The organism is Microbacterium sp. MYb64 (assembly GCF_002979495.1).
Classification (GTDB): Bacteria; Actinomycetota; Actinomycetes; order Actinomycetales; family Microbacteriaceae; genus Microbacterium; species Microbacterium azadirachtae_A.
Map to the genome: position 1 here is coordinate 51,417 of NZ_PCOW01000005.1, position 15,535 is coordinate 66,951.

The following is a 15,535-nucleotide window of genomic DNA, read 5'->3' on the forward strand; positions in this document are numbered from 1 at the left end:
TCCGCAGCGACGCGCGGACGGGCAGGGCGGACCGCGTCGGGAGAGCACGGGAGGAACATCGCATCGTGCACCGTCGCGGGGTGCGCGTCCCCGTGACGTGCAGCCTGCGCGCCGCGTCGCCTACGACGTGATCCGCGCTGTCAGCACCTCCGACGCCTACGCGAACCTGCTGCTGCCCGGCGCGATCAGGGAGGCGGCGCTCTCCAGCGCGGATGCGGCCCTCGCGACCGAGCTCGCCTACGGGACCCTGCGCCGTCTCGGCACCTACGACGCGATCATCGCGCAGGCGGCCGGCCGGGACATCGCCGACATCGATCCGCCCGTGCTCGACGCCCTGCGCCTCGGGACGCACCAGATTCTCGCGACCCGTGTGGCGACCCACGCCGCGGTCAACGAGTCGGTGAACCTCGTCGCGCTGCATGCGGGCCGTGGGGCCTCCGGTTTCGCGAACGCGGTGCTCCGCTCCGTCGCCGCGCGCACGCAGGAGGAGTGGCTCGATGCGGTCACGGCCGCGGCGCGCTCGGACGACGAGCGCCTCGGACTCCGTTTCGCCCACCCGGTGTGGATCATCCGCGCCCTGCGCCGTGCCCTCGCGGCCGAGGGCCGGGAGGAGGAGCTCGAGGCGCTCCTCGCCGCCGACAATGCCGCGCCCGAGGTCACGCTCGTCGCCCTGCCAGGGCTCGCGGAGCCGCAGGAGCCCCGGCGGCCGTATGCGGCGACGGCGTTCGGATCCGCAGGGGGAGACCCCGGAGCGGTCGTCGCCGCGAACAAGGGGCGCGTGCGCGTGCAGGACGAGGGCTCGCAGCTCGTCGCACTCGCTCTCGTCGGCGCACAGCCGGTCACGGCGGGGGAGCGCTGGCTGGACCTCTGCGCCGGCCCCGGCGGCAAGACCGCGCTGCTCGCCGCGGAGGCTCTGCGCAGCGGCGCGACACTCGATGCGAACGAGGTGGTGCCGGCCAGGGCGGGGCTGGTCCGCAAGGCCGTCGCCTCCGTGCCGCTGCATGTGGACGTGGCCGAGGAGGACGGTCGCGTCCTCGCCGTCGACCGCCCCGGCGCCTACGACCGGATCCTGCTCGACGCACCCTGCACCGGGCTCGGAGCGCTCCGGCGCCGGCCGGAGGCGCGCTGGCGGAAGACGGCGGCCGATGTCCCCGAACTCGCCGCTCTTCAGGAGGGGCTGCTCGCAGCCGCGCTCGAAGCGCTCAAGCCCGGAGGCATCCTCGCCTACGTGACGTGCTCGCCGCACCTCGCCGAGACCGCCGCGGTGGTGCAGTCCGTGCTCCGCGACAGGGAGGACGTGCAGGAGCTCGACGCCCGCGAGGCGGTCCGCGCCGTGTCGGAACAGCCGATCGACCTGCCGGAGCCGTCGAGCGGATCCGGTCACGCCCAGCTCTGGCCGCACCGTCACGGCACCGACGCGATGTTCCTCTCGCTGCTCCGGAAACAGCCGTAAGGGTCGGTCGCTACTCGCTCCCCACTTCCGGGTCGTCCCCATCAGCGGACCCTATGGCGTGCGCTGATGGGGACGACCCGGAAGTAGTGAGGGGCGGACCGGGGCGCCGATGCCGGGATAATGGGCGCATGCCCGCATCCCGCGCCGAATTGCCCGCAGTCCCTCGGATCAACCCGTCGATCCTCGCCGCCGACTTCGTGAACATGCAGGCGGATCTCGCCCGCATCGCGACCGCGGACTTCGCGCACGTCGACGTGATGGACAACCACTTCGTGCCGAACCTCACGTTCGGGCCGCAGATGGTCGAGCGCATCCAGGCGACGAGCCCGATCCCGCTCGACGTGCACCTCATGATCACGGATCCGGACCGCTGGGCGCCGGGATACGCGGAACTGGGCGCCGCGAGCGTCACCTTCCACCTCGAGGCGGCGACCGATCCCGTCGCGCTCGCCCGCAGGCTCCGCAGCATCGGCGCCAGAGCCGGTGTCGCCGTCAAACCCGGCACGGCGGCGGAGCCGCTCTACGACATCCTCGGCGAGTTCGACCAGATCCTCGTGATGACCGTCGAGCCCGGCTTCGGCGGGCAGGGGTTCCTGCCGGAGACGATGCCGAAGCTGCGCGCTCTCGCGGATGAGGCGAAGCGGCGCGGATCCGACGTGTGGCTGCAGGTCGACGGCGGGATCTCCGATGCGACGATCGCCCAGGCCGCGGCCGCCGGCGCCGACACGTTCGTCGCCGGATCCGCCGTCTACGGCTCCCACGACGTCGAAGCGGCCGTCACGCGGCTCCGGGGCCTCGCGCGAGCCGGTAGCCTGGGAGGGTGAAGACCTTCGACGAACTGTTCGCCGAGCTGAGCCGCAAGGCGGCCGAGCGCCCGGAGGGATCCGGGACGGTGCGCGAGCTCGACGCGGGAGTGCACACGATCGGCAAGAAGATCGTGGAGGAGGCGGCCGAGGTGTGGATGGCCGCCGAGTACGAGAGCGACGAGGCCGCGGCCGAGGAGATCTCCCAGCTGCTGTACCACCTGCAGGTGCTGATGCTGGCCAAGGGACTGACCCTGGAGAACGTCTACCGACATCTGTGAAGCGCCCCGACCAGGATCGCTTCGAACGAAAGACCTTCCCATGCTGCGCATTGCCGTCCCGAACAAGGGATCGCTGTCCGAGACCGCCGCCGAGATGCTCGCCGAAGCCGGATACGCCGGCCGCCGCGACACCAAGACCCTGCACGTGATCGACGCCGACAACGACGTCGAGTTCTTCTTCCTCCGTCCCCGTGACATCGCCACCTACGTGGCCTCCGGCGCGCTGGATGTCGGCATCACGGGCCGGGATCTACTGCGCGACGTGCGCCGCCCCGACGCTCGAGAGATCGAGCAGCTCGGCTTCGCGCGCTCGACGTTCCGCTTCGCCGCGCCTCCCGGCCGGTTCAAGACCCTCGAGGACCTCAACGGGGTGCGGGTCGCCTCCGCCTACCCCGGACTCGTCGACGACTACCTGCGCGAGCACGGCGTCGAGGCGGAACTCGTCCCCCTGGACGGCGCCGTGGAGTCCGCCGTGCGCCTGGGCGTCGCGGATGCGATCGCCGATGTCGTGGAGACCGGCACCACCCTCCGCCAGGCGGGGCTGGAGATCTTCGGACCGGTGATCATCGAGTCCGAGGCCGTGCTGATCAGCCGCCCCGGCGACGCCGACGGCACCGAGAAGCTGCTGCGGCGGCTGCGCGGAGTCATGGTCGCCCACCGTTTCGTGCTCCTGGACTACGACCTGCCCGCCGACCTCGTCGAGCAGGCGGCCGCGATCGCACCGGGACGCGAGTCCCCGACCGTGTCCCCGCTGCGGGATCCGGCCTGGGTCGCCGTGCGGGTGATGATCCCGCGCCGCGGCATGAACCAGGTCATGGACCAGCTCTACGCGCTCGGCGCGCGGGCGATCCTCGTGACCGCGATCCACGCCGCGAGGCTCTGATGTCGCTCACCGCGCGCGTCATCCCGTGTCTCGACGTGGCCGCCGGCCGCGTCGTCAAGGGCGTCAACTTCGAGAACCTGCGCGACATGGGCGACCCGGTCGAGCTCGCGCGGCACTACGCCGCGCAGGGCGCCGACGAGATCACGTTCCTGGACGTGACCGCGACCGTGGACGAGCGCGCCACGACCTACGACGTGGTGCGCCGCACCGCCGAGGAGGTCTTCGTGCCGCTCACGGTCGGCGGAGGGGTGCGCTCGGTCGACGACGTCGCCCGGCTGCAGGGCGTCGGCGCCGACAAGGTCGGCGTGAACTCCGCGGCGATCGCCCGGCCAGAACTCATCGGGGAGATCGCCGACCGCTTCGGCGCCCAGGTGCTCGTGCTCTCGCTCGACATCAAGCGCAGCGCCCGCACGGCCTCCGGCTTCGCGGTGACCACCCACGGTGGTCGCACCGAGACCGACCTCGACGCGCTGGACTGGGCCCGCGAGGCGATCGAGCGCGGTGCGGGCGAGCTGCTGGTCAACTCGATCGACGCGGACGGCACCAAGGACGGCTTCGACCTGGAGCTCGTGCGACTCATGCGCGAGGTCTCCAGCGTTCCGGTGATCGCCTCGGGCGGTGCGGGGAAGGCGGAGGACTTCGCCCCTGCCATCGCCGCGGGCGCCGACGCCGTGCTGGCCGCGAGCGTCTTCCACTCCGGCCAGCTGACGGTCGGCGACGTCAAGGCGGCCCTGAGCGCCGCGGGCGTGACGGTGCGACGCAGTGCGCTGAGCGAACGGAACGAGACGACGTGACCGACGACCGCATCGGGGCCGAACTGGGCCTCGTCACCTGGAACGACCAGGGACTGGTCCCCGTCGTCGTGCAGCAGTGGGACACCCTCGAGGTGCTCATGATGGCGTGGGCCGACGAGGAGGCGCTGCGCCGCACGCTGACGACGGGTCGCGCCACCTACTGGTCCCGCTCCCGCCAGCAGTACTGGCGCAAGGGCGACACCTCAGGCCACGTCCAGAACGTGCGCGGCGCCCGCCTCGACTGCGACGGCGACACCGTGCTCCTGCTCGTCGACCAGATCGGGGTGGCCTGCCACACCGGCACGCGCACCTGCTTCGACGGAACGGATCTTGACCCCGTCGTCGCTGCGGCACAGGACGGTTCCACCCCAGACAGTGCAGAGCAGGCGACGGAGTGATGCTCACGCGCCGCGCGAAGTCCACGAGCCTTCTGCTGATCCTGCTCGCGGGCGGGATCGGCATCCTCTCCTCGACGCAGACCTGGCTCACGGTCGGACGCGCCGACGGGGGTGAGGCGCTCGAGGTCGCCGGCAATGCGGCGCTGCCGGTGCTCGCGCCGCTGAGCCTCACCGCGCTCGCTCTCTGCGCGGCCATCGCTCTGGTCGGTCCCGTGATGCGTCGCGTGTTCGCCGCGATCGCGGTCGCCGTCGGCGTCCTCATGCTCGTACTGACGGCGCGCATCCTCCTGCAGCATCCCCTCGATGCGGTGAGCCCGGCCCTGACCAAGGCGACGGGGCTCGCCGGGGACACCGCACTGTCGGCGATCATCGATGGCATCGCCGTGACGGCCTGGCCCTGGGCGGCGCTCGTCGGCTGGATCCTGCTCGTGCTCGGCGGAGGACTCGCGTTGATCACCGCCGGCCGATGGCGCAGCGGCGGGCGGCGCTACCGCACAGCGCCCGTGCCGCACGACGGACCGGTCGACGCCGTGGAGAGCTGGGACGACCTCAGCCGCGGCACGGATCCCACGCGCTGACGCCCGCCCCGAAGGCACTCATGCCGTCCGGCGTCCTCGCCGCCAGGCGCGATCCCGATAGACTTTGAACCCACCACCCGACGCTCGGAGGAGAACATGAGCAACCCCATCGCAGATCCCGGCCACGGACACTCGCCTGCGGCTTGGACCGCCGTGGTGATCATGCTGCTCGGCTTCACGGTCGGCACGACCGCGTTCTTCCTCGATGTCCCGGTCGTGGTCTGGGTGGGCGTCGCACTGATCGTCGTCGGCGCGATCTCCGGCTGGGTGCTCTCCAAGGCCGGTTACGGCGCGAAGGGCCCGAAGTACCAGCCGAAGGCGCACTAATGGTGCTCGCCGACCTCACGGCCGGCGCAGTCGAGGACGCGGCCCGTCGCGAGCGGGAGCGTCCGCTCGCGATCGTGGAGCGCGCCGCCCTGGATCGCGCCCCCGCACTCGATGCCCGCGCCGCGCTGGCGCCCGCCGACCGGGTGAAGATCATCGCCGAGGTGAAGCGGGCGAGCCCGTCGCGCGGAGCCCTGGCCGAGATCCCGGATCCGGCGCTGCAGGCGTCCCTGTACCAGCAGGGCGGCGCATCCGCGATCAGCGTCCTCACGGAGGAGCGCCGGTTCGGCGGCAGCCTGGCCGACCTCGAAGCGGTCACCGCCGCCGTGCAGGTCCCCGTGCTCCGCAAGGACTTCATCGCCACGCCGTATCAGGTGTTCGAGGCGCGTGCCGCCGGCGCGTCCCTCGCGCTGCTGATCGTGGCGGGCCTGGACCGCGCGAACCTGGAGCGGCTGTACGCCCTCATCCTCGAGCTGGGCATGACTCCGCTCGTCGAGACGCACTCGGCCGAGGAGCTCGAGGTCGCGATCGACCTCGGCGCGCACCTCATCGGCGTGAACGCCCGCGATCTGAAGACGCTCGAGCTGGACCGGGAGCTGTTCGGCCGGCTGGCGGAGCGGATCCCCTCGACCTCCGTGAAGATCGCGGAGTCCGCGGTGCTCACGCCCGGCGACGTCGCGCACTACCGCGCGGCCGGCGCCGACGCCGTGCTCATCGGCGAGGCCCTCGTCACCGGCGATCCCGTCGCCACCCTGCATTCTTTCCTGGAGGCCGGATCATGCGACGCACTGAGCGACCGGAGGGAGACGAAGTGAGTCTTCGCGATCAGCCGGGGCCGTTCTTCGGCGAGTTCGGCGGACGATTCATGCCCGAGTCGCTCATCGCGGCGATCGACGAGCTGACCGAGGCCTACCACGAGGCGATCGCCGACCCGGCGTTCCAGTCCGAGCTCGCGACCCTGCTGCACTCCTACGCCGGTCGTCCCTCGCCCATCACCGAGGTGCCGCGGTTCGCCGAGCACGCCGGCGGCGCGAGGATCTTCCTCAAACGCGAGGACCTCAACCACACCGGCTCGCACAAGATCAACAACGTGCTCGGCCAGGCCCTGCTGACCAAGCGGCTGGGCAAGACGCGCGTGATCGCCGAGACCGGGGCGGGTCAGCACGGCGTCGCCACGGCGACCGCGGCCGCGCTGTTCGGCCTGGACTGCACGATCTACATGGGCGAGGTCGACACCGAGCGTCAGGCGCTCAACGTCGCCCGCATGCGCCTTCTCGGCGCGGAGGTCGTTCCCGTCACCACGGGCTCGCGCACCCTCAAGGACGCGATCAACGACGCCTACCGCGACTGGGTCGCGTCCGTCGAGACGACCAACTACATCTTCGGCACCGCGGCGGGCCCGCATCCGTTCCCCGCCATGGTGCGCGACTTCCAGAAGATCATCAGTGAAGAGGCCCGCCAGCAGCTGCTCGACGAGGCCGGACGCCTGCCGGACGCGGTGCTCGCGTGCGTCGGCGGCGGATCCAACGCGATCGGCATGTTCGACGCGTTCCTCGATGACGAGGCCGTGCGCCTCTACGGCGTGGAGGCCGCCGGCGACGGCGTCGACACGCCCAAGCACGCCGCGTCCATCGAGCGCGGTCGGCCCGGTGTGCTGCACGGCGCCCGCACCTATGTGCTGCAGGACGAGGACGGGCAGACGATCGAGTCGCACTCGATCTCGGCCGGGCTCGACTACCCCGGCGTGGGACCGGAGCACTCCTGGCTCGCTGCGATCGGCCGCGCCGAGTACATCCCCGCGACCGACGACGAGGCGATGCAGGCCCTGCGCCTGCTCAGCCGCACCGAGGGCATCATCCCCGCGATCGAATCCGCGCACGCCCTCGCCGGCGCCATCCGGATCGGCAAGGAGCTCGGTCCCGACGCGATCCTCGCGGTCTGCCTCTCCGGACGCGGCGACAAGGACATGGACACCGCCGCGCGCTACTTCCACCTCTACGACGAGGGCGCAGCAGAGAACGGAGCCGGCGCATGAGTCGCGTCGAAGAAGCCATCCAGCGCGCGCACGACGCGGGACGCGGCGCCTTCATCGGCTACCTGCCGGTCGGCTACCCGGATCTGCAGACGAGCATCGACGCGGCGATCGCGCTCGCACGCAACGGCGTCGACATCATCGAGCTGGGCCCGCCCTACAGCGATCCCGTCATGGACGGCGCGATCATCCAGGAGGCGACGCAGGCCGCGCTCGCGAACGGCTTCCGGATGCGCGACCTGTTCACCGCGGTCAAGGCCATCACGGACGCGGTCGATGCTCCCGTGGTCGTCATGACGTACTGGAATCCCGTGCTGCAGTACGGCGTCGACCGCTACGCCGACGACCTGCTCGCCGCAGGCGGCGCGGGGCTCATCACCCCGGACATCACGCCGGAGGCAGCCCCGGAGTGGATCGCCGCCAGCGAGCGCACCGGACTCGACCGCGTCTTCCTCGCCGCCCCCACGTCGACCGACGCCCGGCTCGACCTGGTCGCGTCGCGCTCGACCGGCTTCGTCTACACGGTCTCGACCATGGGCATCACCGGAGAGCGCGCCGAGCTGGACAAAGCGGCCCGCACGCTCGTCGGGCGGCTCCGCGAGCACGGCGCAGGGCGCGCCTGCGTCGGCATCGGCATCTCCACGGCCGACCAGATCGCGGGCGTGCTGGAGTACGCCGACGGCGCGATCGTCGGCACGGCTCTCGTGCGCGCGCTCAGGGACGGGGGAGTGGAGCGGCTCGCCGAGGTGACCCGTGAACTCGCCACGGGCACCGCACGCGCGCGGTGACGGCGCCCTGACGACGTAGACTCGTGATCATGCCCTTCGCGCTCCAGAACGCCCTCATCGGCGTGCACGCCAGCATCCCGAGCCCGCCGGTCAGCTTCTTCACGCTGAACATCTTCGGGTGGACGCTGCAGATCCACTTCTACGCGCTGTGCATCATCGCCGGCATCATCGCCGCCACGCTGCTCACCAACCACCGTCTCAGCAAGCGCGGTGCGGAGCGCTGGGTCGTCGTGGACATCTGCATCATCGCCGTGCCGCTGGCGATCATCGGAGCGCGCATCTTCCACGTGCTGACGCACCCCGGCTTCTACTTCGGACCGGACAAGAACACCTGGAACCCCTTCGAGCCCGGTTCGGTCTGGGCGATCTGGGAGGGCGGCATCGCCATCTTCGGCGCCCTCATCGGCGGCGCGATCGGCGCCTGGCTCGGCTGCAAGTGGACCGGAGTGCGCTTCTCGGCGTTCGCGGACGCCCTGGCCCCCGGCCTCATCCTGGCGCAGGCGTTCGGCCGCTTCGGCAACTGGTTCAACCACGAGCTGTTCGGTCTGCCCACCGACCTGCCCTGGGGCCTCGAGATCGAGTCCACCAACCCCGCCTTCCCGGCCGGCCTCGCCCCCGGGACGCTGTTCCATCCGACGTTCCTGTACGAAGTCATCTGGAACACCCTGGGCTGCCTGTTCCTGCTCTGGCTCGGCCACAAACTGCGCCTGCAGTGGGGCAAGCTGTTCGCCGTCTACCTGATCTGGTACGGCGCGGGACGCATGGTCTGGGAGTCGATCCGCATCGATCCCAGCGAGATCTACTTCGGGCTGCGCACGAACGTCTGGGCGGCGCTGTTCGGCGTCGTGCTCGGCATCGTGATCCTCTTCGTCCAGGCCCGCCGTCACCCCGGGTACGAGCCCTCGCCGTACCAGCCGGGTCGGGAGCCGAGCAACGCTGGGGTAGAATCACAAAACCCCGATGATTTCGTCGATCTGAGCGAGCCTCAGCCCGACGAGAATCGCGCGGAGGCGGACGCCACGAGCGCCGTCTCCCGCCCCTGAGAACGGCACCGACAGGAGCCTCGCTGCGGTGGACGCACGTCCACCGGGAATCACGCACTGAACGAGCGGGCCGACGATGTCCCCGGGTTCATCAGAAATCTGAGGACGGTGACTGGTGTACTTCCAGCCTCCCTACGGCGCCTCGGGCGCCTACCCCCCGAAGCAGGGGATGTACAACCCCGCGTTCGAGAAGGACGCCTGCGGCCTGGCCATGGTCGCGACGCTCCGCGGGGAACCAGGCCATGACATCATCGCGCTCGCCCTGGAGGCGCTGCGCAACCTGGAGCACCGCGGTGCGATCGGATCGGACGCGGGAACCGGCGACGGCGCCGGGATCCTGACCCAGATGCCGGACGCGTTCCTGCGGGCCGTCACCTCCTTCGAGCTTCCCCCGGTCGGCGAGTACGCCGCGGGACTCGCTTTTCTCCCGCTCGACTCGCGCAGCCGCCGCGAGCAGAAGGCAGGGATCGAGAAGATCGCCCGTGCGGAAGGGCTCACCGTCCTCGGTTGGCGCGAAGTCCCAACCGCGAACCAGCATCTCGGCAAGCTGGCCGACGAGGCGCGTCCCGCGTTCGAGCAGCTGTTCGTCTCGCGTCCCGCTTCCAGCGGCGCCAAGGCCCTCTCCGGCATCGCGCTGGACCGCGTCGCGTACCGACTGCGCAAGCGCGCAGGCCATGAGCTCGGCGCCTACTTCGTCTCGCTCTCCGCGCGCACCCTCGGCTACAAGGGCATGGTCACGACCCTGCAGCTGGAGCCGTTCTACCCTGATCTCCAGGACGAGCGCTTCGCCTCTGAGCTCGCGGTGGTGCACTCCCGGTACTCGACCAACACGTTCCCCTCGTGGCCGCTCGCCCAGCCGCTGCGCATGCTGGCCCACAACGGCGAGATCAACACGGTCGGCGGCAACCGCAACTGGATGCGGGCGCGCCAGTCCCAGCTCGAGTCCGAGCTCCTCGGGGACATCCGCCCGCTGCTGCCGATCTGCACCGACGGGGCGAGCGACTCGGCCTCGTTCGACGAAGTGCTCGAGCTGCTCACCCTCACCGGGCGGAGCCTGCCGCACGCCGTCATGATGATGGTGCCGGCGGCCTGGGAGCGCCAGACGGATCTGGATCCCGATCTGCGCTCGTTCTACGAGTACCACGCGAACCAGATGGAGCCGTGGGACGGCCCCGCCGCCCTCATCTTCACCGACGGCACGGTCGTGGGCGCCACGCTCGACCGCAACGGCCTTCGTCCCGGCCGCTGGACCGAGACGACGGACGGCCTCGTCGTGATCGGCAGCGAGACCGGCGTCCTCGAGTTCGAGCCGGAGCGCATCAAGCGCCGAGGCCGTCTGCAGCCCGGCACGATGTTCGTCGTCGACACCGCGCAGCGCCGGATCGTCGAGGACGAGGAGGTCAAGCACGACCTCGCGACCCTGCACCCGTGGCAGGAGTGGCTCGACGAGGGGCGCGTGCGCCTCGCCGACCTCCCGGAGCGCGAGCACATCGTGCACCCCGTCGCCTCGATCACCCGCCGGCAGCGCACCTTCGGCTACACCGAGGAGGAGGTGCGGATCCTGCTGACCCCGATGGGGCAGACGGGCGCCGAGCCTCTCGGCGCGATGGGCAGCGACACCCCTATCGCGGTGCTCTCGGAGCGGCCGCGCCTGCTCTTCGACTACTTCGTGCAGCAGTTCGCGCAGGTCACCAACCCGCCGCTCGACGCGATCCGCGAAGAGGTCGTGACCAACCTCTCGCTCGGCCTCGGCCCCGAGCGCAACCTGCTGGACTGGGGACCCGACCACGCGCGGACGATCGTGCTGGACTTCCCGGTCATCGACAACGACGAGCTCGCGAAGCTCCGTCACATCGACCGGGCGCGCCCCGAGCGCTCCAGCGCCACGATCAAGGGGCTCTATCACTTCGACGTGGGCCCGCACGCCCTCGCGCAGCGTCTCGACGAGATGTGCGCCGAGGTCGACGCGGCGATCGAGGACGGCGCGGAGCTGATCATCCTCAGCGATCGCGACTCCAACAAGGACCTCGTCCCGATCCCGTCGCTGCTCATGCTGTCCGCTGTGCATCACCACCTCATCCGCCGCGAGGACCGGATGAAGGTCGGTCTGATCGTCGAGGCGGGCGACGTCCGCGAGGTGCACCACGTCGCGACGCTCATCGGCTACGGCGCGTCCGCCGTGAACCCCTACCTCGCGATGGAGACGGTCGAGCACCTCGTCCGCACCGGCTACATCACCGGCATCACGCCGGAGAAGGCCGTTCGCAACCTCATCTACGCGCTCGGCAAGGGCGTGCTGAAGATCATGTCCAAGATGGGCATTTCCACCGTCGGCTCCTACGCCGGCGCGCAGGTGTTCGAGGCCGTCGGTCTCGGCCAGGATCTCGTCGACGCGTACTTCACCGGCACCGAGACCAAACTCGGCGGCATCGGCATCGAGGACGTTTTCACCGAGAACCAGGCGCGGCACGACTTCGCCTATCCCGAGGACGCGGCGGCGCGCGCGCACGAGCGCCTCTGGACGGGCGGCGAGTACCAGTGGCGCCGCGACGGCTCCCCGCACCTGTTCAACCCGGAGACGGTGTTCCGTCTGCAGCACTCGACCCGCACCCGCCGCTACGACGTCTTCCGCGAGTACACGCAGCTCGTGGACGATCAGGCCAAGGAGCTGAAGACGCTGCGCGGCCTCTTCGAGCTGCGCACGGGGGAGCGCCCGCCGGTCCCGATCGATGAGGTCGAGTCGGTGTCGTCGATCGTGAAGCGGTTCTCGACGGGTGCGATGAGCTACGGTTCCATCTCGCAGGAGGCCCACGAGACGCTCGCGATCGCGATGAACCGTCTCGGTGCGAAGTCGAACACCGGCGAGGGCGGTGAGGATCCGGAACGCCTGGTCGACCCGGAGCGCCGCAGCGCGATCAAGCAGGTCGCCTCCGGGCGGTTCGGCGTGACCAGCCAGTACCTCACCGAGGCGGACGACATCCAGATCAAGCTCGCTCAGGGCGCCAAGCCCGGCGAGGGCGGTCAGCTGCCGCCGCAGAAGGTGTACCCGTGGATCGCGCGCACCAGGCACGCGACGCCCGGCGTGGGCCTCATCTCCCCGCCGCCGCACCACGACATCTACTCGATCGAAGATCTCAAGCAGCTCATCTTCGATCTGAAGCGCGCCAACCCGAACGCCCGCATCCACACCAAGCTGGTCAGCCAGTCCGGGATCGGGGCGGTCGCGGCGGGTGTCGCCAAGGCCCTCAGCGACGTCGTGCTCGTCTCCGGGCACGACGGCGGCACGGGCGCGAGCCCGCTGAACTCGCTCAAGCACGCCGGCACCCCGTGGGAGCTGGGGCTGGCCGAGACGCAGCAGACCCTGATGCTCAACGGCATGCGCGACCGTGTCGTGGTGCAGGTCGACGGCCAGCTGAAGACCGGCCGCGACGTGATCATCGGCGCCCTGCTGGGCGCGGAGGAATTCGGCTTCGCCACGGCGCCGCTCGTGGTGAGCGGCTGCATCATGATGCGCGTGTGCCACCTGGACACCTGCCCGGTCGGCGTCGCGACGCAGAACCCGGTGCTGCGCGAGCGGTTCACCGGCAAGCCCGAGTTCGTCGTGAACTTCATGGAGTTCATCGCGGAGGAGGTGCGCGAGCATCTCGCCGCGCTCGGCTTCCGCAGCCTCGAGGAGATCGTGGGACGCGCGGATCTGCTGCGCACGGACGCTGCGATCAAGCACTGGAAGGCGGATGGCCTCGACCTCGCCCCGGTGCTCGAGGGCCCGGCGTTCCCCGCGGACGAACCGCGTCGCAGCGCGCGCACCCAGGACCACGAACTGGAGAAGCATTTCGATGCGCCTCTGCTCGAGGCCGGCCGTGAGGCGATCGCCCAGGGCACGCCGATCTCCTTCGATCTGCCCATCCGCAACACCGAGCGAGCCGTCGGCACCATGCTCGGCCACGAGGTCACGGTGCAGCACGGCGGGGAGGGTCTGCCCGCGGGCACGATCGGCATCTCGTTGCACGGCACCGCCGGCCAGTCCCTCGGGGCCTTCCTCCCGCGGGGCATCTCGATCTCCCTGGAGGGCGACGCCAACGACTACGTCGGCAAGGGCCTCTCCGGGGGTGAGATCGCGATCCGGCCGGACCGCCATGCGACGTTCGAGCCGCACCGGAACGTGATCGCCGGGAACGTGATCGGCTACGGCGCGACGAGCGGCACGATCCACATCTCCGGCGTCGTCGGCGAGCGCTTCCTGGTCCGCAACTCCGGCGCGGTCGCCGTTGCCGAGGGCGTGGGCGATCACGCGCTGGAGTACATGACCGGCGGTGTCGCGGTGATCCTCGGCAGCACCGGCCGCAACCTCGGCGCGGGCATGTCCGGCGGCATCGCCTACGTGCACGACCTGCAGGTCGAGCGCGTCAATCCGCTGTCGCTGGGCTCGGGGGAGCTGGAGCTCCTCCCGCTCGACGAGGTGGACACCCAAGAGCTCCGCGAGCTGCTCGCACAGCACGTGGAGCGCACCGGATCCCCGCTCGCCGCGTCGATCCTGGCGGACGACGATTTCGCCGCCGCCTTCACGAAGATCCTGCCGCGGGACTACGCGGCGGTGCTGCGCACCCGCGCAGAGGCAGAGGCCGAGGGGATCGACCCCGACGGCTCCATCGTCTGGACCCGCATCCTGGAGGTGACCGGTGGCTGATCCCAAGGGCTTCCTGAACGTCACGGAGCGCGAGCTCCCCGCCCGCCGGCCCGTCCCGGTCCGCATCATGGACTGGAAGGAGGTGTACGAGCCGGGCGATTCGGCCGTGCTCCGCCGCCAGGCAGGCCGCTGCATGGACTGCGGCGTGCCGTTCTGCCACCAGGGGTGCCCGCTCGGCAACCTGATTCCGGAGTGGAACGACCTCACCTGGCGCGGCGAGGGCCGCGCCGCGATCGACCGCCTGCACGCGACGAACAACTTCCCGGAATTCACCGGGCGGCTGTGCCCCGCGCCGTGCGAGAGCGCGTGCGTGCTCGGCATCAACCAGCCGGCCGTCACGATCAAGCAGATCGAGGTCTCGATCATCGACGAGGCGTTCGCATCGGGATGGGTCGAGGCGCAGCCGCCGGCCCGCCTCACCGGCAAGACCGTGGCGGTCGTCGGATCCGGTCCCGCCGGCCTCGCTGCCGCCCAGCAGCTCACGCGCGCCGGGCACACGGTGGCCGTGTTCGAGCGCGACGACCGCATCGGCGGGCTGCTGCGCTACGGCATCCCCGACTTCAAGATGGAGAAGTCGCACCTCGACGCGCGCCTGCGGCAGATGTCTGAGGAGGGCACCCGCTTCCGCGCGGGAGTGAACATCGGCACCGACATCAGCTGGGCCGACCTGCGCACCCGGTACGACGCCGTGGTGATCGCGACCGGGGCGACCCTGCCGCGCGAGCTCGCGATCCCCGGACGCGACCTCGACGGCGTGCATTTCGCCATGGAGTACCTGGTCGAGTCGAACAAGGCGATCGCCGGGGACCCGGTGCCGAACCAGATCTCCGCCGAGGGCAAGCACGTGATCGTGATCGGCGGAGGCGACACCGGTGCGGACTGCATCGGCACCGCGCACCGTCAGGGCGCGCTCAGCGTGACGAACCTCGCGATCGGCCGCCAGCCGTCGTCGGGACGGCCGGAGCACCAGCCCTGGCCGATGATGCCGACCGTGTTCGAGGTCTCCTCGGCGCACGAGGAGGGCGGAGAGCGGCAGTACCTCGCCTCCACCGTCGAGTTCCTCGGCAACGAGGCCGGCGAGGTGCGCGCACTGCGCGTGGCCGAGACCGAGTTCGTGGACGGGCGACGGGTTCCCAAGAGCGGCAGCGAGCGGGAGATCCCGGCGGATCTGGTGCTCATCGCGATGGGCTTCACCGGACCCGAGTACGAGGCGTACGGCGAGGACGGACCGCAGCGCACCGACCGCGGTGCATTCCGCCGCGACGAGGACTACGCCTCGACCATCCCCGGAGTGTTCGTCGCCGGCGATGCCGGACGCGGTCAGTCCCTCATCGTGTGGGCCATCGCCGAGGGCCGCGCCGCGGCTGCGGCGGTCGACCGGCATCTCATGGGACAGACTGTGCTCCCCGCTCCGGTCCGCCCGTCGGATGTCGCGATCGGGGTCTAGCCCGCGTAGGCTGGGCCCGGCAGC

General features: G+C 70.8%; 14 protein-coding genes. All 14 read left to right on the forward strand.

What is annotated here, in order from left to right; genetic code table 11:
• Positions 1–97: 97 nt before the first annotated feature.
• The 14 genes from CQ044_RS06580 to CQ044_RS06645 all read left to right on the forward strand — a co-directional run bounded on the left by CQ044_RS06580 (position 98) and on the right by CQ044_RS06645 (position 15,511).
• Positions 98–1,453: an RsmB/NOP family class I SAM-dependent RNA methyltransferase gene (locus CQ044_RS06580; RefSeq protein ID WP_258133181.1), complete on the forward strand. Its 1,356-nt coding sequence runs from the start codon at positions 98–100 to the stop codon at positions 1,451–1,453.
• A gap of 128 nt (positions 1,454–1,581) precedes the next feature.
• The gene (gene rpe, locus CQ044_RS06585) at positions 1,582–2,277 is read left to right on the forward strand and encodes a ribulose-phosphate 3-epimerase (RefSeq protein WP_105687733.1); all 696 of its coding nucleotides are present in this window, start codon (positions 1,582–1,584) and stop codon (positions 2,275–2,277) included.
• On the forward strand, positions 2,274–2,537 hold the full coding sequence (locus CQ044_RS06590; protein ID WP_045252002.1) for a phosphoribosyl-ATP diphosphatase: 264 nt from the start codon (positions 2,274–2,276) through the stop codon (positions 2,535–2,537). The genes rpe and CQ044_RS06590 overlap by 4 nt, the downstream gene beginning before the upstream one ends.
• A 40-nt stretch (positions 2,538–2,577) precedes the next feature.
• Positions 2,578–3,420 (forward strand): ATP phosphoribosyltransferase, encoded by an 843-nt coding sequence (gene hisG, locus CQ044_RS06595; RefSeq protein WP_105687734.1) that lies wholly within the window; start codon positions 2,578–2,580, stop codon positions 3,418–3,420.
• Positions 3,420–4,214 (forward strand): imidazole glycerol phosphate synthase subunit HisF, encoded by a 795-nt coding sequence (gene hisF / locus CQ044_RS06600; RefSeq protein WP_045273087.1) that lies wholly within the window; start codon positions 3,420–3,422, stop codon positions 4,212–4,214. Before hisG ends, hisF begins: the two co-directional genes overlap by 1 nt.
• Positions 4,211–4,612 (forward strand): phosphoribosyl-AMP cyclohydrolase, encoded by a 402-nt coding sequence (gene hisI, locus CQ044_RS06605; protein WP_181158201.1) that lies wholly within the window; start codon positions 4,211–4,213, stop codon positions 4,610–4,612. Before hisF ends, hisI begins: the two co-directional genes overlap by 4 nt.
• Positions 4,612–5,190 carry a Trp biosynthesis-associated membrane protein gene (locus CQ044_RS06610; protein WP_258133182.1) on the forward strand — a complete coding sequence of 193 codons (579 nt, stop codon included), beginning with the start codon at positions 4,612–4,614 and terminating at the stop codon, positions 5,188–5,190. Before hisI ends, CQ044_RS06610 begins: the two co-directional genes overlap by 1 nt.
• 96 nt (positions 5,191–5,286) lie before the next feature.
• Positions 5,287–5,517, forward strand: coding sequence for a DUF6704 family protein (locus tag CQ044_RS06615; protein WP_105687736.1), 231 nt, complete (start codon positions 5,287–5,289; stop codon positions 5,515–5,517).
• Between the two features lie 2 nt (positions 5,518–5,519).
• Complete coding sequence (trpC, locus tag CQ044_RS06620; RefSeq protein WP_181158213.1) at positions 5,520–6,329, forward strand: indole-3-glycerol phosphate synthase TrpC; 810 nt, start codon at positions 5,520–5,522, stop codon at positions 6,327–6,329.
• Positions 6,326–7,549, forward strand: coding sequence for a tryptophan synthase subunit beta (gene trpB / locus CQ044_RS06625; RefSeq protein ID WP_105687738.1), 1,224 nt, complete (start codon positions 6,326–6,328; stop codon positions 7,547–7,549). Before trpC ends, trpB begins: the two co-directional genes overlap by 4 nt.
• Complete coding sequence (trpA, locus tag CQ044_RS06630; protein ID WP_105687739.1) at positions 7,546–8,334, forward strand: tryptophan synthase subunit alpha; 789 nt, start codon at positions 7,546–7,548, stop codon at positions 8,332–8,334. The genes trpB and trpA overlap by 4 nt, the downstream gene beginning before the upstream one ends.
• 29 nt (positions 8,335–8,363) lie before the next feature.
• Positions 8,364–9,377 carry a prolipoprotein diacylglyceryl transferase gene (lgt, locus tag CQ044_RS06635; protein ID WP_105687861.1) on the forward strand — a complete coding sequence of 338 codons (1,014 nt, stop codon included), beginning with the start codon at positions 8,364–8,366 and terminating at the stop codon, positions 9,375–9,377.
• A 169-nt stretch (positions 9,378–9,546) separates the two neighbouring features.
• Positions 9,547–14,064, forward strand: a complete 4,518-nt coding sequence (gene gltB, locus CQ044_RS06640; RefSeq protein WP_105687862.1) for a glutamate synthase large subunit — start codon at positions 9,547–9,549, stop codon at positions 14,062–14,064.
• Positions 14,057–15,511, forward strand: coding sequence for a glutamate synthase subunit beta (locus tag CQ044_RS06645; RefSeq protein WP_105687740.1), 1,455 nt, complete (start codon positions 14,057–14,059; stop codon positions 15,509–15,511). The genes gltB and CQ044_RS06645 overlap by 8 nt, the downstream gene beginning before the upstream one ends.
• The last annotated feature ends 24 nt before the right edge of the window (positions 15,512–15,535 follow it).

Coding starts and splice junctions, on each gene's coding strand:
- rpe (WP_105687733.1), top strand. CDS start 1,582: ATGCCCGCATCCCGCGCCGAATTGCCCGCAGTCCCTCGGATCAACCCG.
- hisG (WP_105687734.1), top strand. CDS start 2,578: ATGCTGCGCATTGCCGTCCCGAACAAGGGATCGCTGTCCGAGACCGCC.
- hisF (WP_045273087.1), top strand. CDS start 3,420: ATGTCGCTCACCGCGCGCGTCATCCCGTGTCTCGACGTGGCCGCCGGC.
- CQ044_RS06610 (WP_258133182.1), top strand. CDS start 4,612: ATGCTCACGCGCCGCGCGAAGTCCACGAGCCTTCTGCTGATCCTGCTC.
- CQ044_RS06615 (WP_105687736.1), top strand. CDS start 5,287: ATGAGCAACCCCATCGCAGATCCCGGCCACGGACACTCGCCTGCGGCT.
- trpA (WP_105687739.1), top strand. CDS start 7,546: ATGAGTCGCGTCGAAGAAGCCATCCAGCGCGCGCACGACGCGGGACGC.
- lgt (WP_105687861.1), top strand. CDS start 8,364: ATGCCCTTCGCGCTCCAGAACGCCCTCATCGGCGTGCACGCCAGCATC.
- gltB (WP_105687862.1), top strand. CDS start 9,547: ATGTACAACCCCGCGTTCGAGAAGGACGCCTGCGGCCTGGCCATGGTC.